Genomic DNA, 25,580 nt, shown 5'->3' with positions numbered 1-25,580 from the left:
AGGGCCGACCCGTGGGTCGGCCCTCGTTCTACACAATCAGGTCAGCTGACCTCGGGATCACGCACCGTGATGGTGCCGTCCCTAACCGCGTCGGCGATGCTGTCGTGCAGTTTCGGGCATCCGTCTTTCAATGCCGACGACTGCCCGGAAGCCATTGCCTCTTTGAAGGTGTGGCAACGCAGCGCCGGGTCGGAAGTCCACTGAACGCTGGTGTGTTTGTACGTGTTCTTGCGAACCAGTACGCACGCGCCGCATGCCTTGCAGTCGACTTCCTGCAGACCCGAGTCGAGGTATTCGTGCTTGTCCTCGATCGTCTGGGCCGCGATCGCCTCGAGCCGTTCCGTTTGCCCGGCAAAGTCCGGTGCCTTGGCCCAACGAGCCCACCGTGCGTCGGTTCCGATCGAGGCGCTCACGACTAGACCTCTGCTTCCTTCTTTGCCGCTTCTGCTGCAGCTTCCTTCTCGGCCTTCTGGCGTGCGAGGTTTTCCTCGACCTCGGCGTGCCAGGCTTCGTTTGCCTTGGTGGTGTCCACCTCGAACTCGAAGCGCTGCGTCATCTTCTCGGTGACGTCGGCCTTGTCCACGTAGAACTGCTCGTACCAGCGTCGTAGCTGGTAGACGGGGCCGTCTTCTTCGCAGAGAAGGGGATTCTCGATCTTGGTCTTGTTCTTCCAGATCGCGACGTCCTGCAGGAATCCCTCGCTGATGCCCTCGGTGAACTTGCCGGCCAACTTGTCGGCCATCTCGTCGGAGACACCCGTCGGCTTCTTCACCGTCACGCCCCACTGCAGCACGAACGAGTCCGGGCTGATCGGGTAGTGGCAGTTGATCAGAACACTCTCGACCTCGTATCCGCTGTAGCTGTTCCACAGGGGATTGACCATGTACGACGGTCCGTAATACGCAGCTTCGGAGCGAAGCAGCGTGTCGCCGCCGTACTGGGAGGCCATTCCGATGTCGGGACGGCCCGTGGTGTTGAGGTACTGAGTGGCGATCTCACCTTCGAAGACGTTCTTGAAGTACGTCGGGAAGGCGTAGTGGATGTAGTAGAAGTGCGCCATGTCGACCACGTTGTCGATGATCTCGCGGCAGTTGGACCCCTCGATGACCATGGAGTTCCAGGTCCAGTCGGTCCATTCGTCGCTGTACGCGCCCTCGATACGAGGAATCACGATCTCTTCGGGCGGCGGATTGCCCTCGGGGTCGTTCCAGACGAAGAGCTGACCGTTCTGCTCGAGGGTCGTCCACGCGCGGGTGCGTGCGAGCGGAGGCACGCGGCGGGCATAAGGAATGCCGGTGCACTTGCCGTTGCCGCCCCAGCGCCAGTCGTGGAAGGGGCAGGCGATGGAATCGCCCTTGACCTCGCCTTGTGTGAGGTCACCACCCATATGACGGCAGTATCCGTCGAGAACTTTGATGTCGCCCTTGCTGTCGGCGAACACCACGAGCTTCGTACCGAAAGCCTCGATCGCGTGCGGTTTGCCGTCCTTGAAGGTCTTCAGTAGACCCAGGCAGTGCCAACCGCGGGCGAAACGAGTTTGCACCGTTCCGACGTCGATCTCGCGAATCTGCGCCATTGTGACCTCACATCCCTTCTAGCTGTTAGTAGAACACGTTATAGAACTCGATCCGGTTCCGCCAGATTTTGGGGGCACTTGTTACAGCATTGCGGCCACAAACGGGACCTTTGTCAGCGTCTCGACAGAAAAGAGAACGTGTTCTAGTCTCAAGTGTAAGTGAACCAACCGATCGAGGAAGACGGGAGCGTCGAAGTGGGTAACCATGACAGCCACGAGGTGATGCAGAGGCTCGACGCACTACTGCCGGCACTGCGCGAGCGCGCACAGGAGACCGAGGATCTGCGTCGTATCCCCGACGAGTCCATCAAGGCTCTCCAGGAAACAGGCTTCTTCCGCTTGCTGCAGCCGAAGCAGTGGGGCGGATACGAAGCCGATCCGGTGCTGTTCTACTCCGCGGTCAAGAAGATCGCCAGCGCGTGTGGTTCCACAGGGTGGGTCTCCTCGATCATCGGGGTACACAACTGGCACCTCGCCCTCTTCTCTCAGCAGGCACAGGAAGACGTGTGGGGCAACGACACTGACGTTCGCATCTCGTCCTCTTACGCCCCGATGGGTATGGGTGAAGTAGTCGAGGGTGGATACAAAGTCAACGGTGCGTGGGCGTGGTCTTCGGGTTGTGACCACGCCAGCTGGGCCGTTCTCGGTGGTCCGGTGTTCAAGGACGGCCGCGCAGTCGATTTCGTGAGCTACCTGATTCCTCGCGAGGACTACCAGATCGACGACGTGTGGAATGTGGTCGGTCTGCGTGGAACCGGCTCCAATACCGTTGTGGTCAAGGATGTTTTTGTTCCCAAGCATCGCGTTCTGAGCTTCCGGGCGATGAGCGAACTGACCGCCCCGGGCCTCGAGAACAACACCGCGCCGGTCTACAAGATGCCGTGGGGAACCATTCACCCCACGACGATCTCGGCACCGATCGTCGGAATGGCTTACGGAGCTTACGAAGCGCACGTCGAGCACCAGGGCAAGCGTGTGCGCGCTGCCTTCGCCGGCGAGAAGTCGAAGGACGATCCGTTTGCCAAGGTGCGCATCGCCGAGGCGTCCAGCGACATCGACGCCGCGTGGCGTCAGCTCTCCGGCAACGTCGCCGACGAGTACGCGTTGATCCTTGCAGGCGAAGAGGTTCCGATGGAACTGCGGCTGCGCGCTCGACGCGACCAGGTGCGCGCCACTGGCCGTGCGATCGCCTCGATCGACAAGCTTTTCGAGAACTCTGGTGCCACGGCGCTGCAGAACGGCACTCCGATTCAGCGTTTCTGGCGTGACGCTCACGCTGGTCGCGTCCACGCCGCGAACGATCCCGAACGCGCATACGTCATGTTCGGAACCGGCGAATTCGGTCTGCCGATCACCGACACGATGGTCTAGAGGAGGCTCAGTGACAACCACCGAAGAAGCTCTCACCTACGAGTCCACTTCGCGGTTCGCGCAAGTGCGCCCCGATCTGAAACTGCACTTCCACGAGGCGGGCGTCGGAAACGACAAGACCATCGTGCTGCTGCACGGCGGTGGCCCAGGCGCGTCATCGTGGTCGAACTTCGCCCGCAACATTCCGGTGTTGGCGAAGAACTTTCACGTCATCGCCGTCGATCAGCCCGGTTACGGGCAGTCCGACAAGCCGACGGAGCATCCGCAGTACTTCGTGCACAGTGCGTCGGCGCTCAATGATCTTCTGGATACGCTCGAGATCACCGGTCGCGTTGACCTGCTGGGTAATTCGCTCGGTGGTGGCGCTGCTGTTCGCTTTGCGCTCGACTACCCGGACCGTGCGGGTCGCCTCGTTCTGATGGGCCCCGGCGGTCTCAGTGTCAACCTGTTTGCGCCGGACCCCACCGAGGGCGTCAAGAACCTCGGGAAGTTCAGCTACCAGCCCACACGGGAGAACCTCGAAGCGTTCCTGCGGATCATGGTCTTCGATCAGAAGCTGATCACGCCGGAACTCGTCGACGAACGTTTTGCTGCCGCCAGCACTCCCGAGTCGCTGGCTGCGGCCAAGGCGATGGGTAAGTCCTTCTCCAGCGGTGACTTCGAGCTCGGCATGCTCTGGCGCGAGGCGTACAAGCTTCGACAGCGTGTGTTGCTGATCTGGGGCCGTGAGGATCGGGTCAACCCCCTCGACGGCGCACTGGTTGCGCTCAAGATGATCCCGCGCGCGCAACTCCACGTCTTCGGCGGTTGCGGTCACTGGGCGCAGCTCGAGAAGTTCGACGAATTCAACCGGCTCGCAACCGACTTCCTGCTCGACGGAGGTAAATGATGGGTATTCGATCTCTGGCGTACATGCGCATCGGGGCCACCGACATGGCTGCGTGGCGCGAATACGGACTCAAGATCCTCGGAATGATCGAGGGCAAGGGCGTCGACGCGGAATCGCTGTATCTGCGTATGGACGACTTCCCGGCGCGTCTTGTCATCGTTCCGAACGACACGGACCGTCTGCTCGTCTCGGGTTGGGAAACCGCGAATGCCGCTGAGCTGCAGGATATCCGTGACAGGTTGTCGGCAGCCGGTGTTCCGTTCAAGGAAGGCACGGCGGAGCAGCTCAAGGACCGTCGCGTCGTCGAGATGATCGCGTTCGAGGACACCTCGGGCAACTCCCTCGAGGTGTTCCACGGAGCTGCTCTCGAACACCGCCGGATCGTGAGCCCGTACGGGCACAGGTTCGTGACGGGCGAGCAGGGCCTCGGCCACGTCGTGCTCACCACCGATGACGACGATGCTTCGCTGCGGTTCTACCGCGACGTACTCGGATTCAAGCTTCGCGATTCGATGCGTCTGCCTCCGCAGATGGTCGGCCGGCCCGCGGACGGCGAGCCGGCGTGGCTGAGGTTCCTCGGCTGCAACCCGCGTCACCACAGCTTGGCGTTCCTGCCGTTGCCCAACCCGACGGGCATCGTGCACCTGATGCTCGAAGTGGAGAACTCCGACGACGTCGGACTGTGCCTCGACCGGGCACTGCGCAAGAAGGTCAAGATGTCGGCGACTCTCGGTCGCCACGTCAACGACGAGATGCTCTCGTTCTACATGAAAACTCCGGGCGGGTTCGACATCGAATTCGGTTGTGAGGGGCTAGAGGTAGAGGACGAAAACTGGATCGCGAGGGAAAGCACGGCCGTGAGCCTGTGGGGTCACGACTTCACGGTGGGAATGAAGCCGTGAGTTCGCCCGATGCGTCGGTGAGTGCGGAGCAGGCGATCGATCCACGCCAGTTCCGCACGGTTCTCGGGCAGTTCTGCACGGGTATTACCATCATCACGACAGTCGACGACGGTGAGCCGGTCGGGTTCGCGTGTCAGTCTTTCGCTGCCCTGTCACTCGACCCACCTTTGGTGTTGTTCTGCCCCACCAAGGGTTCTCGGTCGTGGGCGGCAATCGAGCGGACCGGGAAGTTCGCCGTCAACGTGTTGGCGGAGGAACAACAGGCGGTGTGTGCTCGTTTCGGGTCGCGTGAGCCGGACAAGTTCGCCGGCATCGATTGGACACCATCGCCGTTGGGCTCGCCGATCATCGACAAGTCCCTTGCGCACATCGACTGCACGGTGGAAACCGTCCACGACGGCGGCGATCACTACGTCGTCTTCGGTCGGGTTTCGTCGATGAGTGAGATCAAGACCGAACGCCCGCTGCTCTTCTATCGCGGGCAGTACACGGGCATCGAGCCGGACAAGACTGTTCCGGCCACCTGGCGTGACGATCTGGAAGCGTTCCTGACGACCACGACAGAAGATACCTGGCTGTAGGGGGCAAGCCCCCTGTGCGCCTTTTTGGTAGTGGTAACTACCAAAAAGGCGCACAGGGCCGGAGGCCCTACAGCGAAAAACAGGTATGACAGAAGTCGTCACCGAACGGCGTCAACAGGATGCTACGACGCACTATCTTGTTCGATCGGCCGGCGCGCTTGACCGCCTCGATCACCGATGGCTGCACCTCGACCACCTGGTACCGGTCGGCCTCGACGGGCTCGCGTGAGAACGCCACCAAACCGAGCCGATGCAGGTTGTTCAGGTACGCGCTGATGCGGTCCAGATGTCGACAGCCCGCCAGTTCTCCGATCATCGACAGACCCTCGTCGATCATCTCCGAGCCGACACCGAACGGCCGCGCCGTGCGTACGTCCACGCTCGGTTGCGCACCGGAGGTGGCCAACAACCGAAGAATTCGAGCTTCGTCGGGTGCGATCTCGTCGAGGATCCGGTCGTAGGCCGGGTGCAGATCGTCACGATCGGTCACGTCCGCGGAACGGTCCAGCAACCTGTCGCCGCGTGCCCGCAGCGCCGCGAGAGTGGCCTCGACGCTCTGCTTGCGATTGGTACGAGTTGCCATTGCCGCCCGTAGGTTCTCGGTCCGCGAGCCGTCTCCGTTGGAGTTCTCGGCCCGACGTTCGGATTGAACATTGGCCGATTCAGCGGCCTCTGCCGCGGCTTCGGCGGCAGCCTGAACGATTTGCCGTGTCGCCTCCTTCGCCGTTCCGAAGGCCCAACCCGTCAGCTTGATCGACGTGAGCGTCGTCGTGGCGGTCAGCCCGACAAGGCTACGGATCAGACGCTTTTCGACGGATTCGACCGGCGTGATGTCCGCAGCCCAGTCGTACGATTCCGCTTCGACGATCATGCGATGGTCGTGCTCACTCATGCTCATACTCCGAATATTGCGAGGTGTAGGAAACCGGCAAACGAGCCCAGCACGGCCCCGTGTACGAACAACAGCCACTCGTCCTGCTTGACGGCTGAGCGTAGTAGTTCGCTGAAATCTTCCGGTGAAAGGATGCTCATGCGTTCGGTGACGAAGACACGAATCTTCTCCGACTGGTTCTCGGCGAACTCCGCGTCCTCGAAGACCCTTGGGTACAGGTCGAGCACTTCGGTGGTGGCCAGGCCGGGCAGACGCTTGTAGCTCTGCGAACCAACGGTCATCTTGACCACCGACTTTGCCCAGCCGGCTGCGTCGTCGACGGATTCGCGCAGTACCTGATCGAGCATCCGCCGCGTTCGGTCCGAGCGGGGACCTTCGAGGAGTTCGGTGCCGATGTTCTCGAGCGTCACGACGTGATCGGCGAGGGTTTTTGCGTACCCGGCGATGATCTCGGTGCGGCGTTTCAGGAACAGTCCCTGCCGCCACGGCACCCAACGGCTGGGGGTGATCGGCTCGAAGATCATCGTGATGCCGAGGTAGTTCACGATGTATCCGATGATCACACCGCCGATGGGAAGCACCCACCACTGCGGAACCAGATGGAGGATTCCGACGAGCACGAAGCCCATCGGGAACCCGAAGTAGAAGCCGAAGTTCTGCATGAACCTGAGCTCTTTGTTGCCCATCGTGCGGAAGATGTCATTGAGCAGTTTGGGGTGCGAGGAGAGGTAGCGGATCACCATCAGCTTCGCGTCGATGAACTCGTCGATGTCCTCTTCGATGCGGTCGGTGATCATGCGCACGCTGGCCGGCAGATCGTCCTCCACCTTGCGGAAGACGGCCTCCTTCACCGACGTCGGAAGGTTGTGCCAGAGCTGAGGATTCTCGGCCGTCATGATTCTGGTGACCACGCCGCGCACTTCACTGCGGGAGATGTTCACCAAGTGCTCGGCGATGCTGTCCGGGTCCAGGACGCGATAGAAATCGGCGATGCTGCCGACTTTCGCGAGGGATTTGTCGACGGCGATCGACGCCATCTTCTCCGCCCGCGAGGGGACGATGCCTTGCCAACCGAATCTGCCGTCGCTGGTGATCGCGGGGATCACCTGGACGCGTCGGGGGAGGAACGGGAAGAGCAGTTTGAGGCCGGGCACTTTGATCCCGTGGAAGTTGATCGGCGCAAACAGCATCAGGACGCCCGACCAATTGGTGATGTACCCGATGATTCCGGTGAACAAAGGAATGGTGATCAACTGTTCGAGCAAGTGGTCCGGCACCGTCGCACATCCTCCTCATATCCGAGAACCTCACGTTCGGACATGATTGCCGAAACTTCGCTCTTCGTGGGTGTTTCGTTGGCTACTGCTGCGCCTTCCCAGTTGCGTCAGCATAGAGGCCCGACAATTCGGGCTGTAGGTGGGTAGGAAGTTGATGTAACCTCACGTACATGGTCAGTATTGCGCACAACACGACGACGCCGGTTCTCTTCCGGCGCATCGTTTAGCAACTGCTGACCGAACCCTTTCAGCCCCGGGAGTTATCGCCCCGGGGCTTTCCTGTTTCGTCGCTCCGTGTGCGTCTCCCCTTGAACGATTTGGAGACCTCTCATGAGCGTTGACCACCGCGAACTCGGGCGCGACCTGGAGTTTTTCGCCACCACCCCCACCGTCGGGGCCGGCCTCCCACTCTGGTTACCGGACGGCGCGATCATCAGGAACGAACTCGAAAAGCTCGCCGCCGAACAAGCAGCGCGATCCGGATGCCGGGGTGTCTATACCCCCATTATGGCGAAAAAAGAGTTGTACGAGAGATCTGGGCATTGGTCCAAGTTCTCGGACGACATGTTTCCCGAAATGAAGATAGGCGGAGAGTCATTTCTCCTTCGTCCGGCTAACTGTCCCCATCACGCTCAGGTATTCGCCGCTCGCGGTCGTAGTTATCGCGAGCTACCTTTCCCGGTTCGTGAACTCGGCTCGATGTTCCGTACCGAACTCTCCGGAGTTCTCAGCGGATTGAGTCGAGTCAGACAGATCAATCTCGACGACGCACATGTCTTCTGTAGTCGCGAACAAGTGCAAGCGGAAGTGATCGTCGCGCTCGACGCGATCGAGCGCTGCTACTCGACTCTGGGGATTGCCGAACGGAAGTACCGCCTCTCGATCAGAGGGGGAGAGGGGCAGTACCTCGGCACCGACGAGCAGTGGGCGGACGCCGAGGATCACCTTCGCGGGGCGCTGAATGCACGCTCGATCGAGTACGTGGAAGCGAAGGGGGAGGCAGCGTTCTACGGTCCCAAGATCGACGTCCAGGTGCGAGACGCGCACGGCCGCGAGGAAACACTCTCGACCGTGCAACTCGACTTCAATCAACCGGAGCGGTTCGACCTCGAGTACACCGCTGAGGACGGATCCAAGGCTCGCCCCGTCATGATCCATCGGGGCTTGCTCGGATCGATGGAACGCATGACTGCGCTTTTGATCGAAAGGTTCGAAGGGCGGATGCCGCCGTGGCTGGCACCCAACCAAGTCTCGATTCTGCCCGTCGGCGACCGGCACCAGGTTGAGGCTGAGCGTTTGCGGGCCGATCTCGAGGCTCGCGATGTTCGAGTGGCGATCGCGCCTGACGGATCGTTGGGACGTCGCATCCGCGAGGCACGCACTCACCGTGACCCGTACATCGCGGTGATCGGAGACAACGAGGTGCACGGCGGCACCGTCGACGTTCTGGTCCCCGCGCGTGGTGGGCGGGTGGTCGTCGATGCGAGTGTGTTTGTCGCTCAGGTGGTCTCGGGCATCAAAGAGCGTGCCCTGCTTCCGGCAGACTTCTAGCCGACGGGAAGCTCGTGGAGGGCGCGCACCAGTGGCGCGAGTTCGGGTGTCTTGCATGCCTCGTCGAGTGCGGCTTCGAGGGTGGCGTCGTGCGTCGGCCGTGCGCTTTCGAGAAGCTCGCGGCCGGCCGGCGTCAGCTCGGTGTAGATGCCTCGACGGTCGTCGGCGCACAGGATGCGCGTCAATAGTCCTCGATCTTCGAGTCGATTGACCAAGCGCGTCGTGGCGCTGCTGCTCAGTGCGGCAGCGCGAGCCAACTGAGCCATCCGCATGTGCCAGCCATCCTGGCGGCTCAGTGCGTCGAGCACGGTGTATTCGACGACGGACAGTTTGTGCTCACGCTGGAGCGCGCGTTCCAGTTCGGTGTCGAGGGCGCCGTGCAGTGCTGCGAGCGTGCGCCACCCTTGCGAACGGATTTCGACGGCGTCGTCGGCGATCCCCATGTGATTCTCCTTGTCCGTTTCCTGCGACTCCAGGTTACCAGCTTGCGCATGTAGCGCGCGCGTGCAACTATTTATAGCGCGCCTGCAACTAATGCACACGCCCGCTAACGGCTTACGCGTAAATCTGTGAAAGGAACATCGAGATGCCATTGGGTCTCATTGCCCTCGCTATGGGCGGGTTCGGGATCGGCCTCACCGAATTTGTCATCATGGGCCTCCTGCCCGAGGTCTCGGCTGATTTCGAGGTCACCGAGTCCGTCGCGGGCTACCTGATCTCGGGCTACGCACTGTCGGTGGCGATCGGCGCGATCCTCCTGACCGCTGCCGTCACCCGCTTCGAGCGCAAGAAGGTCCTTCTCTCGCTCATGGTGCTGTTCATCATCGGCAACCTGATGTCCGCGCTCGCTCCCTCCTACGAGGTCATGATGGGCGGACGCATCGTCGCGGCGCTGTGCCACGGTGCGTTCTTCGGAATCGGCTCGGTGGTTGCCGCCGACATGGTCGCGCCCAACAAGCGCGCCGGCGCCATCGCGATGATGTTCGCGGGCCTGACCATCGCCAACGTTCTCGGCGTTCCGTTCGGCACGCTGCTGGGCCAGCAACTCGGATGGCGCTCGACGTTCTGGGCCATCACCGTCATCGGCGTCATCGCCCTGATCGGAATTGCAGCACTCGTCCCGACGACGCCCGCCAGCACGACCGGTGGCGGATTGCGCGGAGAGTTGGGGGCATTCCGCAACAAGCAGGTATGGCTCTCGATCGCCATCACCATCCTCGGCTACGGCGGAATGTTCGGAGCCTTCACCTACATCGCCTTCACCCTCACCGAGGTCACCGGCTTCGCGACGTCCAGCGTTCCGTGGCTGCTCATCCTCTTCGGCTCGGGCCTGTTCGTCGGTAACTTCCTCGGCGCCAAGGCGGCCGACCGTTCGCTCACGAAGGCGCTGGTCTGGATTCTCGCGATCCTGACCGTCGTTCTGATCGTGTTCGCCGCCACCGCGGAGAGCAAGGTCATGACTGTGATCTCGCTGTTCTTCATGGGCGCCTTCGGTTTTGCGACGGTTCCCGGTCTGCAGATGCGGATCATGAACTACGCGTTGGCAGCACCGACCATGGCATCGGGTGCCAACATCGCCGCCTTCAACGTCGGCAACGCACTCGGGGCATGGCTGGGCGGAATCACCATCGCCGCGGGACTCGGCTTCACCTCCCCGATCTGGATGGGGGCGGCGGTCACCGTCGCCGGTCTGCTGGTCTTGCTCGTCGCGGCGAAGATCGACCGCCCGGCAGCGTCAGAGCCGTCGACGCCGACCACCTCGCTGCACCCGACCGCCGCCTGAACCTGTCCATTGCGCTCTGACCCCATCGCGTGAACGTATCGCTCCCCTTGTCCAACAAGGGGAGCGATACGTTCACGCGGGTCAGGTGAGGCGGAATTCGGCGGTCACCCCGGAGAAAGGCGTGATCGCGCCGCTACCCCGAGCCTTCGACGCACCGAAGTGTTGGACTCGATACGTACCCGCCGGAGTATCGGCCGGAACATCCCACGTGATGCGCACGACGGAACCGTTGCTCCCGACCCGGCGCCAGTGCAGTTTGGTGGACCAGTCGTTGTCGTCGGCGACCCGTGTCCAGGATCCGCCGGTATTGCGCTGGATCTCGTAGAAGGTCCCGTTTCGGTGAGTGTCGTTCTTGGGGTGGCCGGTGACGAACTCGACGGCAACCTGCCCACCCGGTGAGGTGTCGCCGGGTTGGACGGTTGCGTCGCCGAATTGTGTTCCCGGCAAGGGCTCGTCGAAGTCGACGCCAGGTCCGAAGCTGGGTTGGAACCCGGACAGGTCGGCCGGAGCGGGGCCGCGAGGAGGTTCGGTGCCGTCGCGCATCGCGGCTGCAAGGGCGGCATACCCCTGCTGATAGGCCGGCAGTGTGTAACGACCGAACATCGTCGAACCGCCCTCGTACTGCTGCGAATCGTATTCCTGTGGTGTGGTGCAGTAGCTCGAGTACGAGTTCGCGTATCCCTGGAAGATGACGTTCTCGAGGGGAACCCCAAGCTCCTCGGCGACGGTTCGACGCACTCGTAATCCGGAGACGATGGTGAATTCCGCAGGGCCACCGACGATGTAGAACTGACCGATCCGCAGGATCTGGATCTTGAGTACGTTCGGCACCCATCCTCCCGGTGGCAGCAGGCCGACCGGAACGACTACGAGTTTGGGCGCCTGTGCATCCTGAAGCCATTGAGGCACAGGAGCATCCATACCGCCCAGGGCGTCGATCATGGGGTTTCGGGTGCCCTCGGGGAAGATCGGGATTGCCGGTCCGTCCTCGACGCTTCCGGCGCTCATTGCCGCGCCGATCGCGGCCGGAGCGGTGCGGTGCTCGCGTCCGTCGGGGGTGAATCTTCCGCTCACCACCTGATTTGCCATGTCCAGGTACATGATCCGACTGTCGACGCCACCGGTGACGGTGTCGGACGCCGCGTCGAAGGCAGTTCGAGCTGCCGCTACCTGGCGCAGCCCGATGATGCGTGCGTTCTCGAATTCGTCTTCGGTCGGTCCGCGTCCGGGCTCGAGGAAGAGGTTCGGTGACATGTCGCCGCTGTTGGTCTGCGGAAACGCAGCAATGAAGCTGGTGTCGCCGTCGAGGTAGCGCACGCCCTGGTCGTCGTGCTCCCAGAAGTACGCCGCGGCGCCCTTGTTGTCCCCGGAGATGAGATGGTTCTCGTTCGTGAGCGAGGCGCAGTGGGTGGCGAACCAGTTGATCGCCCCGATGTCCTTGCTGCCCCGACTGATCCGCATGACACGCATGTGGTGGTCGTTGCCACCGGGGTAGTAGGCCTTGTCCTCTTCGGGATTGAGATCGAACGCCACTCGCGATCGGTTGACGCTGGCATCGGTGAGATCGGACCGCCCGAAACGGACCGTGCCTGGCGCCAGGTTCTCGTGCGCAGCGCTGATCGCCTCGACCATGCCGTTGACCTCGGCTTCGAACACCTGCAGTTCGAAGCCGAGAACTGCGAGGTTGTACGCGTAGTTGTGCGAGGCCCCACCACATGCCGCGTGTGAATGGATGGCCGTCAACATGACGTTGCGCTCGGCGTAGATGTCACCGAACCTCCCGGCCAGTCGGCGCAGGACCTCGTCGTGAACGGACTGGAAGATCATGCAGTTGTCGACGCACACGTAGGCGACCCGCGACCCGCCGGACTCGAAGATGAAGGCGCGTGCGCGCATTCGCTGGTGCAGGCCTTCGGCGCGTTGATCGAAGCTCGAGTAGCCCATCATGCCGACTTCGGCGACCGGTCCGGTCACGTCGGAAATTCCGACGCCCACCTGCAGTGACGCCGACGACTTGTCGGTGCGTGCGGGTGAAACGGTGCGTGCCGGCGAAGCTGCGACGGCCTGGTTCGTCGACAGAGCGGCGAGCGCAGGTGCGGCGGCAGCGCCTGCCAGTACGGTGCGTCGGGTGATCTGCACGAGTGTCCTTTCGAGCGGTCTGACGCGAGTTGGTCAACCGTCCAGGAGTGTAGCCCGAGTCACACGTGACCGAAAGGGGTGCCGTCGGCCGACACTCAGATTGTTGTGGCCTCCCCGAACGTCATCGCCAGGCTCTTGATGGTCGTGGTCATCAGGGCCCGGCGGGGGAGTCCCAGTTTCCGAAGCTCCGCCGCCATCGGGTGACTGCCCAGTTGAACCTCGGCTCCACCAGGGCGCGATTTGACGCCGGTCGGTGCCATGTCCCACGACGTGCACCTGGTGGCGCCGTCGAGATGTGAGTACGCGGCCAACGACATGTTGGCTCCGCCGCCCGGCACGCTGACGCCGGATTTCACACTCAACTGTGTGATGAGTTTGCCGTCGCGAGAGACCGATCCGCGCTTTACCGAGCCGACGTGCTCGGTGTCGAACTCGGCGAGCACCTTCGGGAATCCCCAGATTTCCCGGCCGGCGGCCTTGGTGAACTCGCCGTCCACCGGCAACTCGTGAATGAGTGCCCCTGCAGTTCCGGCAGCGAGCGAACGTAGATCTCCCAGCACCGAGGTTTCGGGAGGCGCAGTGTGGCTGCGCACCATGTACGTCACTCCGAATTCGTTGTACGGCCCCAGATCCCCGTCGATGTAGTCGACAAAAACCAGGCCGCACAGCGCCCGGCCGGGACGGTACTGGAGCACGGTCAAGCCGGTGTAATCGATGATCGACTGCGCGGTTGTGCTCGGTACCGAGTACAACGCCATGAAGGCAGACGCGGTGCGAACTTCGACGGGCATCTCGACCTTCTTGCCCAGAATCGTGTAGCTCATGGCGCCACCACCCCGCGGAGTCCGTCGGAGCCGTAGACGGGTTCGAGCATCGAGCGGAAATCCGGTCCGCGGCGCAGCATTTGGCCTCCGTCGACGTTGATGATCTGCCCGGTGATCCAGGTGGAGTGCGGTCCGAGGAGGAAGGAAGCGAGTCCGGCGACGTCCTCGACCTCGCCGACGCGTTCGAGCGGCGTGTTGGCCAGGTAGTCGTCCAGGATGGGGCCACCGTCGGTGATGAGCGCGACCAGATCCGTTCGGGTCAGCCCCGGGCGGATCGCGTTGACACGAATGTTGCTGGCGCCCAGTTCGTCTGCTGCCAACTGCACCAGGTGGTCGACGCCGGATTTCGAGACTCCGTACGCGCCGAACCAGCGATGTGTGTTGCTGCTGGCGATCGACGAGATCGCGACGATGGATCCACCGCCTCCTGCCACCAGTGCCCGCGCGCCGTGCTTGATCGTCAGCATGGTCCCCGTGACGTTGAGGTCGACGGTGCGGCGCCAGGCGTCGACGTCGAGTTGCGTGACCGGTGCGATGGTTTCGTTCCCGCCGGCGCAGGCCACGACTCCGTCGAGCTTTCCGGTGACGGACACCGCCGCGGCGACAGCGGCGACGACGTCTGTCTCGATCGTGACGTCGGCGGGGGAGACGCTGACCGATCCTGCGGCAGTCGCCTGCCGGATCGATTCGGCGGCAGCATCGAGTTTCTCCTTGTTGCGTCCGCAGATCGTGACGTGAGCGCCGGACGCAACGAGCGAACGAGCGATGCCCAGGCCGATGCCACTACCGCCGCCGGTCACCAGTATCGATGTGCCGGTGAAAGTGGGTATGCCCGCTGAGGCGGTGTCGTCGTCCATGCGTGTCTCCTGGTCGTTGCTCCGCCGGGCTCGCGTGCTGCTTCTGGAGGTTTTCCGGTCCGGCTTCGGTGAAAACGCCCCACGCTATATAGGAACAGGTTCTACTTATTGAGGCAAGGGTTGTGCGAGAGGTGGAGTGATGGCTACCAGACCGACCTTCGATTTGATCGACGGACGCTTCTACAGCGGAGACCTCGGGAATGTGCGCGACGCATACGCCTGGATGCGTGATCACGAGCCCGTGTACCGAGACGACGCCAACGGAATCACCGCGGCCGCGAGTTACGACGCCGTCGTCGCAGCCGAGCGGGATCCCGAACTGTTCTCCAACGCCGGTGGCATCCGCCCCGAAACCGGTCCATTGCCGCAGATGATCGACATGGACGACCCGCAGCACCTCACACGTCGACGCTTGGTCAATGCGGGTTTCACACGTAAGAAGGTCGAAGCCAAGGCCGGCCGTATCCGGGAGATCTGCGATCAACTGATCGACGCCGTCTGTGAGAAAGGAGAAGCCGACTTCGTCGCAGACCTGGCGGCACCGCTGCCGATGGCCATCATCGGCGACATGTTGGGTGTCCGTCCGGAGGAACGCGCGTTGTTTCTGCGGTGGTCGGACGATCTGGTGAAGGCATTGGGAAGCAACGCTTCCCAGGATCAACTGCAGGCCATGATGGTTGCGTACGTCGATTTCACCGCGTACATGATGCGAACCATCGCCGAGCGGAGGAGCGACCCGGCCGACGATTTGGTGAGCACGTTGATTCACAGTGCGGTCGACGGCGAAGCCCTCTCCGATCAGGAAATCGTCAACGAATCCCTGCTGATCCTGATCGGCGGTGACGAGACCACACGGCACGTGCTCAGCGGCGGCATGGAACAGCTACTGCGCCATCCGGACCAGCGCCGGGAGCTAGTCGACGATCCCGATGCCATTCCCTTGGCAATGGAGGAGATGCTGCGGTGGTCCTCGCCGATCAAGAACATGGCTCGAACCCTGACCCGTGACACCGATTTCTTCGGCGCGCAGCTGAAGGCAGGTGAGAAGATGCTGCTGCTCTTCGAATCGGCAAATTTCGACGAGTCCGTGTTCCTGAACGCCGAACGGTTCGATGTCGGCCGCACACCGAATCCGCACGTGGCCTTCGGCTTCGGATCTCATTTCTGTCTGGGTAATCAGCTGGCCAGGCTCGAGGGACGGATCATGTTCGAGCAACTCTTCGCCAGGCTGCCGGGAATGGCACTTGCCACCGACGCGCCGTTGCAGCGGCGTGCCGCCAACTTCGTGTCCGGTCTCGAATCGATGCCGGTGCGGTTTACCGCTTCGGCGCCGTCAGCCGGGTAGTTGGCAGTTGGGAGGCGCAGCATCTTCGGAGAGGGGGCTGCCCGCCGGATTGACGTAGACGACCTCGAGTACCAATGGTGTTGTCTGCGAGTTGTTTCCGATGTGCACATGATCTGAACCGCTCGGTTCGATCAAAGTATTTCCGGCGCTGTAGATCCCGTCGACGGAGCAATCGGATCGGTAGTGGCTCAACGTGCCCTGCGCGATCAGCGCGTAGAGCGTCCCGTCGTGGAAGTGCCAACCGGTGGAACCGCCGGGGTCGATGGTGATCTGGCGCAGGATGTAGTCCTTGCCGTCGAAAGTCACCTGCCCGAGGATTTCTCCGTGTACTCCCGTGCTCGGTGTTGCCGACGCATTGATCGGCGTCAGCGACAGTCCGATCGCTGCGGACACTGCAAACAGAACCTGATGGCGTTTACGCATGAGCGGCCCTCCCAGACGGATGTGCTCCTGAGTGTCCTCCGTCGATGCCCGGTTTATCCCGGTTTTCGTGGATCCAGCACTGCGAAGGCAGAGGTATGCCCTTGAGAGGCGGTTACGCTCGTGCCATGCTGCAAGTCGCGACGAGGCGCCGGAGCCAGCCGCCGCCTGCGCGCTTCATGTTCGAGGCATTGATCGATCCGTACCGCCAGCCCGCCCGGCACTGGCTGGAACTTCTCGAGAGCGAGATCGCACCGGAGATCGTCAGGGCTGAAGAACCGGAGCTGGTGATCTGGTCGTCGATCTGGCCGGACCGACCCGACGCCGTCATCCGATTCGACATCGAGGCGGTCGGAAACAGCACGATGCTGCGTTGGACGCTTTTCTTGGACGATCCGATACCGCCCGAGGCAGAGGTTGTCAGAATGCGAAAGCGGCTCAATACCTTGATAAATGCGAATCTCAGGTTCAACTTCGGCCAATAAGTTGGATCACTGCCGCATTACTTGGTGTCGACTCGGCCGATCGGGTCGGCGTTGTCGCTGAATGCGGCCCGGGCCGCTGGCCAGCTGGTCTCATCGATGCGCAACGCGGTCCGAAGGTAGGCAGTACTCATCCGTTGGATGGCGGCGACCCGCTCTGGGTTCTCGTCGGTGGTCTCGGCGACTTCGTATCCGACGATTCCACCGAGTGCGTGCTCGGCACCGTAGAAGGTCAGGAGGTCGGTGGCTCCGGGGCTGTGCGTGTAGGCGTCGGTGAACCAGTCAGGTCCGCGGCTGGACATCTTGGACTGGTCGTGGTCGCCCGCGACGACGAGTGTCGGCGTCGTCAGTTCCTGGAACGAGGGGCGCATGAACGGGAAGTTCGCCTGCGCGAACGGATGCAGGTTCTCGCCGCCGAGACCGGTTGCCGCGAACAGGATTCCCGCGGTGACGCGACTGTCGGACATGTCCTGGCCGACCTGGCCGGCCTCGTCGAAGATCCTTGCTCCGAGGAGTGACTGAGCGGTTTGCCCGCCCCAGGAGTGACCAGTGGCGGCAACTCGACTGCGGTCGATGCGGCCGTCAAGCCCGGGCACGGCAAATTCGATGGTGTCGAGCTGATCAAGGATGCGTGTGAGATCCGCGATTCTCTCGGTCCAGATCGTCGGGAAAACCGGGTGGTCGAACCCGAAACCGTTCCGGCGCGAGTCCAAATGTGTCGGCTGGATCACCACGAATCCGTGGGATGCCCAGAATGCCGTGAGTGGCGAGTATCCATCGAGGTTCCAGCCGTTGCCGTGGGAGAACACCACAACGGGGAGGTTCGTGCCTGCTGCCGGAGCAGACACACGTACTTCCAGCGGGACAGGTCGATCGGGGGCGAACAACTCGACGGGGGCAACGGAGACGACCGGGGTGCCGGCGCCGATGATGCCGTTAAGAGTGTCGATCATTGATGAGGTCATGGCAAGTTCCTTGCTGAGGCTGCACCCTGCGATACTGTTTATCGGAGCGTCGCTCCGCAACATTACGGAGCGTTGTTCCGTAATGCAAACATATGTTGTGAGTCAGCGAGGAGTGCACATGGCTGATGCCCAGGACGAGCAGTCGCGCGTCGCGTCTCCCAAGCAAGTCGGTCGCCCACGTCGAAGCGAGCAGGCGCTGCTCGACGCGGCGGCAGCAGTGTTCGTGGAGTCCGGAGTCGACGCTCCGGTGCGGGAGATTGCGGCGAAGGCCGGCGTCGGCATGGGGACGATCTACCGCCACTTCCCGACGCGTCCCGAGTTGGTGGTAGCCGTATACCGACACCAAGTCGAGGCGTGTGCGGACGCGGGCCCACAGATGCTCGCGGAGAGTGCAACGCCCGAGGCGGCTTTGCGGGCATGGGTGGCTTTGTTCGTGGAGTTCCTGGTAACCAAGCATGGGCTCGCCGGTGCACTGCAAGGAGACAGCGCCGGGTCCGACGCTCTGCATATCTACTTCGTCGACCGCCTCGTTCCGGTATGTGACTCCCTCCTCGCGGCAGCGCTCGAGTCCGTTGGCACTGCTTCGCGGGTCGATGCGTACAACGTGCTCAAAGGCATCGGGAACCTTTGTATCGGTGCTGGGTCCGATGACCGGTACAAGGCCGAGGTCCTTGTACAGCTATTCATCTCGGGCGTACTCGCGCGGGAGGTTCGCTGACGCTCGGCAGTCAGATCAGCTCCGGATTCTCGGCGTACACCTCTTCGAGGATCGACATGTCGAACAGTTGCTCCGCCGTAATCTCCAGCCCCGCTTTCGACAGTGCCGCGATGTTCTGTTCGATCAGTTGGGGTGTCATCGTGAACAACCCGTTGGCTTTGGTATCTGCCGACACCACCAGATCATTCTGTGCGGTGGCTTCCTTGATCTGCTCTTCGAGTTCGAGGTTCTGGTCCTTGCCGTAGACCTCGACGGCAAGCCGTGCCGACTCTGCCGGATCGGCGACCGCATCCTTCCATCCTTGGATCTCGGCCTTCAGGAATGCCTTGAGTTTGTCCCTCTCGTTGTCGATGGTGGACTGGAGAACCGTGAACGATTCGGCGACCAACGGCAGGTTGTAGTCCGCGAAGAGGAAGTGGGCGTTGGGGAAACCTTTGGCGGCCAGTGTGATCGGCTCGTTGGTCACGTAGGAGACCCAGCCGTCCACCTCGCCGTTCGCCAAGGGGCTCGGATCGAACTGCGCGGGCACGATCGTCATCTGGCTTTCGGTCAGGCCGTTTGCTGCCAGGAGAGCTCCGAAGACGAGCTGATTGGAATCCTGGACGCCGATCTTCTTGCCGATCATGTCCTGTGGTGAGTTGATCGGTGCCGCAGCGGAACTGACAATCGCAAACGGATTCTTCTGGAATGTCGCACCGACGATCTTTGCCTCCAGTCCGTCGAGTACGGCGGGGGCTGTGAGCTGCGGTGCGGACATTCCGATCCACACCTTGCCGGTGTCCAGGCCGGCTTCGACGCCGGTGCCGGCTGCGCCACCTGCCACCAGGTCTACATTCCCGAACCCTGCATCCTTGTAGTACCCCTTGTCGAGAGCGAAGTACTCACCGGCGAACTCGATGTTCTTGATCCAGGACAACTGCACTGCAACTGTTCCGAATTCGGAACCGTCGTCCGTGGTTCCGCCACTCGAACTGCTGGAGTCACTGCTACACCCGAGCAATGACGCACTACCGGCGACTGCGATGCCGGTCAGCGCGGAGTAGCGGAAGAAGGCCCTGCGGTCCAGCTGGCGGACGGGCTTGAATGGCGTCATGAATCGGAACACTAGGGCCAGTCGGTTTCGTTCAGTTTGCTTGGGAGAGAGAGTTTGTTGAGGTCGTGTTAACAGATGTCACGACTTGCCCGCCGAAGGACCGAAACGAGACAGAGCGATGCTTTCGACGATCCCGACCACGGCGTAGAGGACGATCGACACCACGGTGATCACCACGATAGATGCCCACAATTCGTTGTACTGGTAGCGCGGAATGGCTTTGATCATGCTCGAACCCAAGCCTTGGCCGCTACCGAGCCATTCGCCGATCAGTGCTCCGATCAAGGCGCCGGGTACGGATACTCGTGCAGCGGCGAACACAGCCGGAAGTGCGGACGGCACGGACACCATTCGCAATGCGGTCCAACGACTCCCGCCGTAGGCAGCGATGAGGTCTTGTGCCTGAGCCGGAGCGGCACGTAGACCGACCATGATCATGACGAGGGCTGGGAAGAACACCACTATCGCAACCATGACTGTCACACCCACGATTCCGCGGCCGAATATCAGGACGATGATCGGGGTCATCGCAACGAGAGGAACAGATCGTAGAAGCATTGCAACGGGCATGAAAGTCTGTTCGACAGTGCGGGAAACGACGAAGATCGATGCCACCACGAGCGCGGCAGTCATTCCGACGGCAAAGCCGACACCGGCGTCGCGCAGAGTGATGAACAGGTTGTCGATGATGCCCGAACGAGCGTCGGCGGATTTTGGGCCGGAGAACAGGTACTCCCAGACGTCGGCCGGCGTCTTTCCCACACGCGGGCCGACCTGGGGGAAGGCGTTGAGGAAGACCACCCAGATGACAAGCAACAGCGCCGAGGCGATGGCAATCGGGGCGAGGAATCTCAATGTTCCTCGTACCGCGGTCATTTCTGTGCTCCCGGAGCGCTGGTCCACGGCGTGACGAGCCGGGCGATCGCTGCGACGACGGCGTACCCCAGACCGGCGAGCAAGGCGGCGGCGATAGCCATTCCCCACGTTCGCGGGACGTTGTACGACGTCTGAGCGGCCGTTAGTGCGACGCCGATCCCGCTGTCCACCCCGCCGAGATACTCGCCGAGAATTGCACCCAGTACGGCCGAAGGTGCAGCAATCTTGAGGGCAGCAAAGGTGCTCGGAAGTGCGCTCACAAGTTGAACTTTGGTGAACTTCTGCCAACGCCCACCGCCGTAGGCGGCGACGAGATCGAGGCTCGTCTTGTCGGCCGATCTCAGGCCGGCGAGTGTGCCGACCATCGTGGTGAAGAAGCAGTACATTGCGGCGAGAAAGATTGTGGGGGTCCGGCCGCCGAAGACGACCAGGATGATTGGGCCAAGCGCCAACAGCGGTGTGCAGTAGCTCAGGATCGCCAGTTGTGTGGCCAATCCCTCGATGGGCGGAATGAGAACGACAAGCACGGCAAGCGTGATCGCCAGCAGGTTTCCCCAGAGAAAGCCCTGCAGCGCACCGGAAGCCGTGACGGTGAAATTGGGTCCGTACAGCGACCAACCGTCGTCGAACATCGTCGAGACAACCACCCACGGCGTCGGAATCGTGCCTCCCGCAACACCGGCTGCCGCCAGAATCCACCAGAGAGCGATCAGTCCACAGATGCCGACTGCACCACCGAACCACGTCGGACGCTTCAATCGGATCCGGCGCGGCACAGATGGCTGCGCCGCCGCGGTCGCGACGTTCTCGATATCGGTAATTGTCATGCGACGCCAGCTTTTCCGAAGAGCAGTCCGGAGAGGTAGTCGTGGATCTCGTGGAACTCGGGTGTACGCATCATCTCGGGTGTACGCGGGCGCGGCAGGTCGATCGGCACGACTTCGAGGACCCGTCCGGGCCGCGGCGTCATGACGGCAACGACGTCGGAGAGGAACACGGCTTCGGCGATTCCGTGAGTCACCATCAACGTGGTCGCCGGTTTCTCGGTCCAGATCCTGAGCAATTCGATGTTGAGCCGTTGACGGGTCATGTCGTCCAGCGCGCCGAAGGGTTCGTCGAGTAGCAGGACACTCGGCTTGACCACGAGCGAACGCGCGATTGACACACGCTGACGCATACCGCCGGATAATTGAGCGGGCTTGGCCTTCTCGAATCCTTCGAGGCCGACGAGAGCGATCAGGTCGGCTATCAGGTCGGGGTCGGGATCGATGCCGGCAACCTGAAGGGGCAGTTTGATGTTGGAGGCCACTGTTCGCCACGGCAGCAAAGCCGAATCCTGGAAGGCGATTCCGAGTTCGCGGCGCTTGCGTAACTCGGCCGGCGACTGTCCGTTGACAAGGGCCGTTCCCGACGTCGGACTATCGAGGCCCGCAAGGATGCGGAGAACGGTGGACTTCCCACATCCGGACGGCCCGAGCAGAGACAGGAAAGAGCCTTCGCTGGTTTGAAGGGACACGTCGGTCAGCGCGGTCACCGACCGACGACCCATCTCGAAGGTCTTGCCGAGGCCGGAGATGTCGAGACCGGTTCCAGCGGGGCGAGGTGTGGTGACGGGACTGGTCATTCCCGCACAGTACGAACGTCCGGTTGCGGTCATGTTGCCTGCGCGTCACCGCTGCGTGAGGCTGGTTCGGCGTCTCCTGTCACAGCGCCGTGGTGAGATGGACGTCTGGACGGAGTGAGGGGAGCGAAGATTGCTGAAGTTGTACCGGGCCGAGCGTTCGGACACCTTGGTCTCGGCGTTGGCCACGCTCCTCCGTACACCGCTGTCGGATCCATTCGCCCGGGAAACTGTTGCGGTGCCGGCCAAGGGCGTCGAGCGTTGGCTCAATCAGCGGCTGTCCTCCCAGCTAGGCACGTCCGGACCGTCAGCAGTGGACGGAATTTCTGCGAACATCGCGTTTCCTTCACCCGCGCGCCTGGTCGCGGAGTCCGTGGCCGCGGTCAGTGGAATCACGGCTGACGACGACCCATGGTCGCCGACGCGATTGGTGTGGACGGTTCTCGATGTGATCGACGAGTCCCTCGGCGAGCCCTGGTGCGGAGTCCTGGCGAAACATCTCGAAGGCCATCGTGAAGGTCGACGGTTTGCCTCCGCCACACATGTCACCGAACTCTTCCGCAGTTATGCCGCGCAACGCCCGCAGATGCTGATCGACTGGGCCGCCGGGCGGTTGACCGACGGACACGGATTGGCGCTGTCGGAGGATTTCGAATGGCAGGCACGTCTGTGGTGCATCGTCGCGGACAAGATCGACGTTCCGGGGCCCGCAGAGCGACTGGGGCAAGTGAGTCGCGCGCTGGTCGAGGACCCGGCCTTGGTCGACCTACCGGAACGCCTGTCGGTCTTCGGACCGACCCGGCTGCCGGTCGATCAGCGAATGATCTTGAGCGCACTCAGTGCGAATCGGGACGTGCACATCTGGCTCCCGCATCCCAGCCCCGCGCTGTGGACCAAGATGAGCTCGCGCATGCAGCCTCGAAGTGAGAGCACGATCCGACGTTCGGAAGACGGGTCAGCGCTGATATCCGCCAATCCGTTGCTGTCGAGTCTTGCTCGCGACGTTCGTGAACTTCAGATCAGCCTCGGTGCCGCCGAGTTCGAGTCGGTGCATCTTCCCGAACCAGCCGGCCCGAGATCCCTCCTGGCGACGGTCAAGGCCGATGTCATCGCAGATCGTGCTCCCAGCGTTGCAGCGGAACCGGATGGGACAGTTCAGGTCCACGCTTGCCACGGGCCGGCACGGCAGGTCGAGGTGCTCCGCGAATGCTTGCTCCGATTGTTCGAGGACGACCCGACATTGCAGCCACGCGACGTACTCGTGATGTGCCCGGACGTCGAAACGTACGCACCCTTGGTTCGTGCTGCATTCGGACAAGGCGTCCATGGCCACCCCGGGCATCTTCTTCGAGTAAGGCTGGCAGACCGCGGATTACGTCAGACCAATCCTGTCCTGGCCGTTCTCGGCTCTCTCCTCGAATTGGCCGACGGCCGGGCCACAGCCAGTGAGGTTCTCGACCTGGCCGCGACCGAGCCTGTCCGCACACGTTTTTCGTGGGGCGACGACGAGTTGGAAAGACTGCGGGAATGGACGACGGAAGCGGGTGCTCGCTGGGGAATCGGTAGTCGGCAGCGTGCCACGTTCGGCCTCGACGCATTTCCGCAGAACACCTTCAACACCGCCATGGACCGAATCTTGTTGGGGGTCAGCGCGGACGAATCGGAAAATGCCTGGCTGGATCTCGCGCTACCACTCGATGACGTGGACGGCACAGACATCGACCTGACTGGACGTTTCGCAGAGTTCGTCGATCGCGTGGCCGTCTCGCTTCGCGATCTTGCCGGCCCACATTCACCGGCCGAATGGCTTCGTGTGCTGATGCGGGCCCTGGATCTGCTGACCGACACAGCGCCCGCAGATTCCTGGCAGAGCGCGGAGGCCCACCGCGAACTGGTAGCTGCTGTGGAATTCGGCGGAGAGACGGTGTTACGTCTGGCCGATGTTCGCGCGATGCTCTCGCGCAGCCTCGCGGGCAGACCGACGCGTGCCAACTTCCGAACCGGCGAACTGACGGTGTGCACGATGGTTCCGATGCGTTCGGTACCGCATCGCGTGGTCGTGCTGATCGGACTCGACGACGAGGTGTTCCCTCGAACCGGTGGAGTCGACGGCGACGACATCTTGTCACGTGATCCCGTTGTGGGGGAGCGCGATCTGCGCAGTGAAGACCGGCAACTGCTTCTCGATGCCGTGATGTCTGCGGGCGAACATCTGATTCTGTTGTATACTGGTGCCGATCCGGTCACCGGTGTCGTCAGACCACCGGCGATCCCCCTCAGTGGCCTTCTCGACGTACTCAGTGCGACGGTGGGTCCGGACGCTGTGAACGGGGTGCTGACACGGCATCCGTTGCAATCGTTCGACAATCGAAACTTCGCGCCGAACAAGCCGTTCAGCTTCGACACGGCAGCGCTGGCCGGTGCGAGGGCTGCCTCCGGAACACCGGTCGAATTGCCGACAGTCTTGTCGGCCGAGCTACCCGAGGTGCATCCGAAGGAAGTTAACATCGCCGACTTGGTGAACTTCCTGGTACATCCCGCGCGTGGTTTTCTGCGCCAACGCCTCGGCGTCCGGGTACCGGAACTCGACGACGACATCGCGGATTCGCTGGCAACCGAGCTCGATCCACTGTCCACCTGGGCTCTGGGTGACCGAATGCTTCTCTCGCGCTTGGCTGGACGCAGCTCGGCGGATTTCCGTGCAGCCGAGTGGCGCCGCGGTACTTTGCCGCCCTACAACCTGGGCGCCACGGTTCTGGGCAACGTCGAGTGGGTGGTAGACCAACTTGCCGGTCTTGCATTGCCACACCTCGAGGGCGACTCCGAGGCCGTCGACGTCGACATCGACCTCGGTGACGGGCGTCGTCTCACCGGAACGGTAACCGGTGTGCACGGCAATTCAGTGGTGGGAGCGTCGTATTCCTCACTGGCGCCTAAACATCGGATGACGGCCTGGATAAACCTGCTCGCCTTGAAAGCGCACGGACGACCCGGTGCGCTCGATGCAGTCTCGATCGGACGGGGTCGGGGAAAGATCGCAGCGGCACGGTCGGTGCTCGATGCGCCAGGCAATGCGGTCGAGATCCTGCAGCAACTGGTGGACCTACGCGAGCGGGGGCTGCAGCGTCCGTTGCCGATGTGGGCCGCTACTTCAGCCGAATATGCGCGCCGACGCTTTGGTGGCGAGTCGGTCGACGATGCGACAAACGGTGCGGACACCCAGTGGACCGGGCAGTACGGCGAGATGATCGATCCAAGCAACGCTTACGTTTTCGGAGAAGCTCGAACACTGGCGGAGTTGGCTGCGGATCCGCCGTCGGACGACGAATTCGTCTGGGCCGAGGAACCGACTCGATTCGGAGTTCTCGCCCGACGACTGTGGGATCCGTTGCTGACCAACGAAAGAGCGGAGTAACCC

General features: G+C 62.4%; 24 protein-coding genes. 10 read left to right on the top strand and 14 right to left on the bottom strand.

Annotation, left to right across the window (positions count from 1 at the left end; genetic code table 11):
* Positions 1-41 precede the first annotated feature (41 nt).
* Positions 42-413, bottom strand: coding sequence for a hypothetical protein (locus G4D79_RS01310; RefSeq protein WP_099697057.1), 372 nt, complete (start codon positions 411-413; stop codon positions 42-44).
* A 2-nt stretch (positions 414-415) separates the two neighbouring features.
* The gene (locus G4D79_RS01305) at positions 416-1,576 is read right to left on the bottom strand and encodes a Rieske 2Fe-2S domain-containing protein (RefSeq protein ID WP_003945847.1); all 1,161 of its coding nucleotides are present in this window, start codon (positions 1,574-1,576) and stop codon (positions 416-418) included.
* 195 nt (positions 1,577-1,771) lie between these two features.
* On the opposite strand from G4D79_RS01305, the gene hsaA reads away from it, so the two are divergent.
* The 4 genes from hsaA to hsaB are packed head-to-tail and all read left to right on the top strand — an operon-like array spanning position 1,772 to position 5,319.
* Complete coding sequence (hsaA, locus tag G4D79_RS01300) at positions 1,772-2,947, top strand: 3-hydroxy-9,10-secoandrosta-1,3,5(10)-triene-9,17-dione monooxygenase oxygenase subunit (RefSeq protein ID WP_039973406.1); 1,176 nt, start codon at positions 1,772-1,774, stop codon at positions 2,945-2,947.
* A gap of 10 nt (positions 2,948-2,957) precedes the next feature.
* On the top strand, positions 2,958-3,836 hold the full coding sequence (gene hsaD / locus G4D79_RS01295; protein ID WP_019746906.1) for a 4,5:9,10-diseco-3-hydroxy-5,9,17-trioxoandrosta-1(10),2-diene-4-oate hydrolase: 879 nt from the start codon (positions 2,958-2,960) through the stop codon (positions 3,834-3,836).
* Positions 3,836-4,738, top strand: coding sequence for an iron-dependent extradiol dioxygenase HsaC (gene hsaC, locus G4D79_RS01290; RefSeq protein ID WP_058039228.1), 903 nt, complete (start codon positions 3,836-3,838; stop codon positions 4,736-4,738). Before hsaD ends, hsaC begins: the two co-directional genes overlap by 1 nt.
* Entirely contained in the window at positions 4,735-5,319 is a 585-nt protein-coding gene (gene hsaB / locus G4D79_RS01285; RefSeq protein WP_003945677.1) for a 3-hydroxy-9,10-secoandrosta-1,3,5(10)-triene-9,17-dione monooxygenase reductase subunit, read from the top strand. Before hsaC ends, hsaB begins: the two co-directional genes overlap by 4 nt.
* 67 nt (positions 5,320-5,386) lie before the next feature.
* On the opposite strand, the gene G4D79_RS34420 is transcribed toward hsaB, so the two are convergent.
* Positions 5,387-6,211 carry an Abi-alpha family protein gene (locus tag G4D79_RS34420; RefSeq protein ID WP_003945623.1) on the bottom strand — a complete coding sequence of 275 codons (825 nt, stop codon included), beginning with the start codon at positions 6,209-6,211 and terminating at the stop codon, positions 5,387-5,389.
* Between the two features lie 2 nt (positions 6,212-6,213).
* The gene (locus G4D79_RS01275) at positions 6,214-7,488 is read right to left on the bottom strand and encodes a DUF445 domain-containing protein (protein WP_007734105.1); all 1,275 of its coding nucleotides are present in this window, start codon (positions 7,486-7,488) and stop codon (positions 6,214-6,216) included.
* A 330-nt stretch (positions 7,489-7,818) separates the two neighbouring features.
* On the opposite strand from G4D79_RS01275, the gene thrS reads away from it, so the two are divergent.
* On the top strand, positions 7,819-9,039 hold the full coding sequence (gene thrS / locus G4D79_RS01270; protein WP_099697056.1) for a threonine--tRNA ligase: 1,221 nt from the start codon (positions 7,819-7,821) through the stop codon (positions 9,037-9,039).
* Here thrS and G4D79_RS01265 read toward each other — a convergent pair.
* Entirely contained in the window at positions 9,036-9,482 is a 447-nt protein-coding gene (locus G4D79_RS01265; RefSeq protein WP_003945852.1) for a MarR family winged helix-turn-helix transcriptional regulator, read from the bottom strand. The genes thrS and G4D79_RS01265 overlap by 4 nt on opposite strands.
* A gap of 143 nt (positions 9,483-9,625) precedes the next feature.
* Here G4D79_RS01265 and G4D79_RS01260 point away from each other — a divergent pair, with 143 nt between their 5' ends.
* A complete protein-coding gene (locus tag G4D79_RS01260) occupies positions 9,626-10,822 on the top strand; it encodes an MFS transporter (protein ID WP_099697055.1) in 1,197 nt (398 codons plus the stop codon).
* A gap of 81 nt (positions 10,823-10,903) precedes the next feature.
* Here the strand turns inward: G4D79_RS01260 and G4D79_RS01255 are convergent, their stop codons facing one another.
* The 3 genes from G4D79_RS01255 to G4D79_RS01245 form a co-directional block, all read right to left on the bottom strand.
* Complete coding sequence (locus G4D79_RS01255; protein WP_020906162.1) at positions 10,904-12,961, bottom strand: neutral/alkaline ceramidase; 2,058 nt, start codon at positions 12,959-12,961, stop codon at positions 10,904-10,906.
* Between the two features lie 95 nt (positions 12,962-13,056).
* Positions 13,057-13,785 carry an acetoacetate decarboxylase family protein gene (locus G4D79_RS01250; protein WP_099697054.1) on the bottom strand — a complete coding sequence of 243 codons (729 nt, stop codon included), beginning with the start codon at positions 13,783-13,785 and terminating at the stop codon, positions 13,057-13,059.
* On the bottom strand, positions 13,782-14,642 hold the full coding sequence (locus G4D79_RS01245) for an SDR family oxidoreductase (RefSeq protein WP_099697053.1): 861 nt from the start codon (positions 14,640-14,642) through the stop codon (positions 13,782-13,784). The genes G4D79_RS01250 and G4D79_RS01245 overlap by 4 nt, the downstream gene beginning before the upstream one ends.
* A 139-nt stretch (positions 14,643-14,781) precedes the next feature.
* On the opposite strand from G4D79_RS01245, the gene G4D79_RS01240 reads away from it, so the two are divergent.
* Positions 14,782-15,987: a cytochrome P450 gene (locus tag G4D79_RS01240; RefSeq protein ID WP_099697052.1), complete on the top strand. Its 1,206-nt coding sequence runs from the start codon at positions 14,782-14,784 to the stop codon at positions 15,985-15,987.
* Here the strand turns inward: G4D79_RS01240 and G4D79_RS01235 are convergent.
* Positions 15,976-16,410 (bottom strand): cupin, encoded by a 435-nt coding sequence (locus tag G4D79_RS01235; RefSeq protein ID WP_050655887.1) that lies wholly within the window; start codon positions 16,408-16,410, stop codon positions 15,976-15,978. The genes G4D79_RS01240 and G4D79_RS01235 overlap by 12 nt on opposite strands.
* Positions 16,411-16,535: 125 nt before the next feature.
* Here G4D79_RS01235 and G4D79_RS01230 point away from each other — a divergent pair, with 125 nt between their 5' ends.
* Positions 16,536-16,892 (top strand): hypothetical protein, encoded by a 357-nt coding sequence (locus G4D79_RS01230; protein WP_050655893.1) that lies wholly within the window; start codon positions 16,536-16,538, stop codon positions 16,890-16,892.
* A gap of 17 nt (positions 16,893-16,909) precedes the next feature.
* Here the strand turns inward: G4D79_RS01230 and G4D79_RS01225 are convergent, their stop codons facing one another.
* Positions 16,910-17,854 carry an alpha/beta fold hydrolase gene (locus G4D79_RS01225; protein ID WP_099697051.1) on the bottom strand — a complete coding sequence of 315 codons (945 nt, stop codon included), beginning with the start codon at positions 17,852-17,854 and terminating at the stop codon, positions 16,910-16,912.
* Positions 17,855-17,972: 118 nt separating this feature from the next.
* Between G4D79_RS01225 and G4D79_RS01220 the strand changes: the two genes are divergently transcribed.
* Positions 17,973-18,572 carry a TetR/AcrR family transcriptional regulator gene (locus tag G4D79_RS01220; protein WP_007734129.1) on the top strand — a complete coding sequence of 200 codons (600 nt, stop codon included), beginning with the start codon at positions 17,973-17,975 and terminating at the stop codon, positions 18,570-18,572.
* 10 nt (positions 18,573-18,582) lie between these two features.
* Here G4D79_RS01220 and G4D79_RS01215 read toward each other — a convergent pair whose 3' ends face one another.
* The 4 genes from G4D79_RS01215 to G4D79_RS01200 all read right to left on the bottom strand — a co-directional run bounded on the left by G4D79_RS01215 (position 18,583) and on the right by G4D79_RS01200 (position 22,198).
* Positions 18,583-19,665, bottom strand: a complete 1,083-nt coding sequence (locus G4D79_RS01215) for an ABC transporter substrate-binding protein (RefSeq protein WP_172403422.1) — start codon at positions 19,663-19,665, stop codon at positions 18,583-18,585.
* Between the two features lie 78 nt (positions 19,666-19,743).
* Positions 19,744-20,541 (bottom strand): ABC transporter permease, encoded by a 798-nt coding sequence (locus G4D79_RS01210; RefSeq protein WP_099697050.1) that lies wholly within the window; start codon positions 20,539-20,541, stop codon positions 19,744-19,746.
* On the bottom strand, positions 20,538-21,368 hold the full coding sequence (locus G4D79_RS01205; protein ID WP_003945560.1) for an ABC transporter permease: 831 nt from the start codon (positions 21,366-21,368) through the stop codon (positions 20,538-20,540). The genes G4D79_RS01210 and G4D79_RS01205 overlap by 4 nt, the downstream gene beginning before the upstream one ends.
* Positions 21,365-22,198, bottom strand: coding sequence for an ABC transporter ATP-binding protein (locus G4D79_RS01200; protein ID WP_003945415.1), 834 nt, complete (start codon positions 22,196-22,198; stop codon positions 21,365-21,367). Before G4D79_RS01200 ends, G4D79_RS01205 begins: the two co-directional genes overlap by 4 nt.
* 97 nt (positions 22,199-22,295) lie before the next feature.
* On the opposite strand from G4D79_RS01200, the gene recC reads away from it, so the two are divergent.
* Positions 22,296-25,577, top strand: a complete 3,282-nt coding sequence (gene recC, locus G4D79_RS01195) for an exodeoxyribonuclease V subunit gamma (RefSeq protein WP_099697049.1) — start codon at positions 22,296-22,298, stop codon at positions 25,575-25,577.
* The last annotated feature ends 3 nt before the right edge of the window (positions 25,578-25,580 follow it).

It is taken from the genome of Rhodococcus sp. WY5, from assembly GCF_018588185.1.
Classification (GTDB): domain Bacteria; phylum Actinomycetota; class Actinomycetes; order Mycobacteriales; family Mycobacteriaceae; genus Rhodococcus_F; species Rhodococcus_F qingshengii.
This window is presented reverse-complemented; position numbering and strand designations above follow the sequence as displayed.

Bases quoted from the DNA above. Each gene is read 5' to 3' on its own strand.
- G4D79_RS01215 (WP_172403422.1), bottom strand. From the start codon at position 19,665: ATGACGCCATTCAAGCCCGTCCGCCAGCTGGACCGCAGGGCCTTCTTC.
- G4D79_RS01210 (WP_099697050.1), bottom strand. From the start codon at position 20,541: ATGACCGCGGTACGAGGAACATTGAGATTCCTCGCCCCGATTGCCATC.
- G4D79_RS01240 (WP_099697052.1), top strand. From the start codon at position 14,782: ATGGCTACCAGACCGACCTTCGATTTGATCGACGGACGCTTCTACAGC.
- hsaC (WP_058039228.1), top strand. From the start codon at position 3,836: ATGGGTATTCGATCTCTGGCGTACATGCGCATCGGGGCCACCGACATG.
- G4D79_RS01205 (WP_003945560.1), bottom strand. From the start codon at position 21,368: ATGACAATTACCGATATCGAGAACGTCGCGACCGCGGCGGCGCAGCCA.
- G4D79_RS01235 (WP_050655887.1), bottom strand. From the start codon at position 16,410: ATGCGTAAACGCCATCAGGTTCTGTTTGCAGTGTCCGCAGCGATCGGA.
- G4D79_RS01260 (WP_099697055.1), top strand. From the start codon at position 9,626: ATGCCATTGGGTCTCATTGCCCTCGCTATGGGCGGGTTCGGGATCGGC.
- G4D79_RS01245 (WP_099697053.1), bottom strand. From the start codon at position 14,642: ATGGACGACGACACCGCCTCAGCGGGCATACCCACTTTCACCGGCACA.
- G4D79_RS01305 (WP_003945847.1), bottom strand. From the start codon at position 1,576: ATGGCGCAGATTCGCGAGATCGACGTCGGAACGGTGCAAACTCGTTTC.
- G4D79_RS01220 (WP_007734129.1), top strand. From the start codon at position 17,973: ATGGCTGATGCCCAGGACGAGCAGTCGCGCGTCGCGTCTCCCAAGCAA.
- G4D79_RS01200 (WP_003945415.1), bottom strand. From the start codon at position 22,198: ATGACCGCAACCGGACGTTCGTACTGTGCGGGAATGACCAGTCCCGTC.
- G4D79_RS01225 (WP_099697051.1), bottom strand. From the start codon at position 17,854: ATGACCTCATCAATGATCGACACTCTTAACGGCATCATCGGCGCCGGC.
- G4D79_RS01250 (WP_099697054.1), bottom strand. From the start codon at position 13,785: ATGAGCTACACGATTCTGGGCAAGAAGGTCGAGATGCCCGTCGAAGTT.
- thrS (WP_099697056.1), top strand. From the start codon at position 7,819: ATGAGCGTTGACCACCGCGAACTCGGGCGCGACCTGGAGTTTTTCGCC.
- G4D79_RS01265 (WP_003945852.1), bottom strand. From the start codon at position 9,482: ATGGGGATCGCCGACGACGCCGTCGAAATCCGTTCGCAAGGGTGGCGC.
- G4D79_RS01230 (WP_050655893.1), top strand. From the start codon at position 16,536: ATGCTGCAAGTCGCGACGAGGCGCCGGAGCCAGCCGCCGCCTGCGCGC.
- G4D79_RS34420 (WP_003945623.1), bottom strand. From the start codon at position 6,211: ATGAGTGAGCACGACCATCGCATGATCGTCGAAGCGGAATCGTACGAC.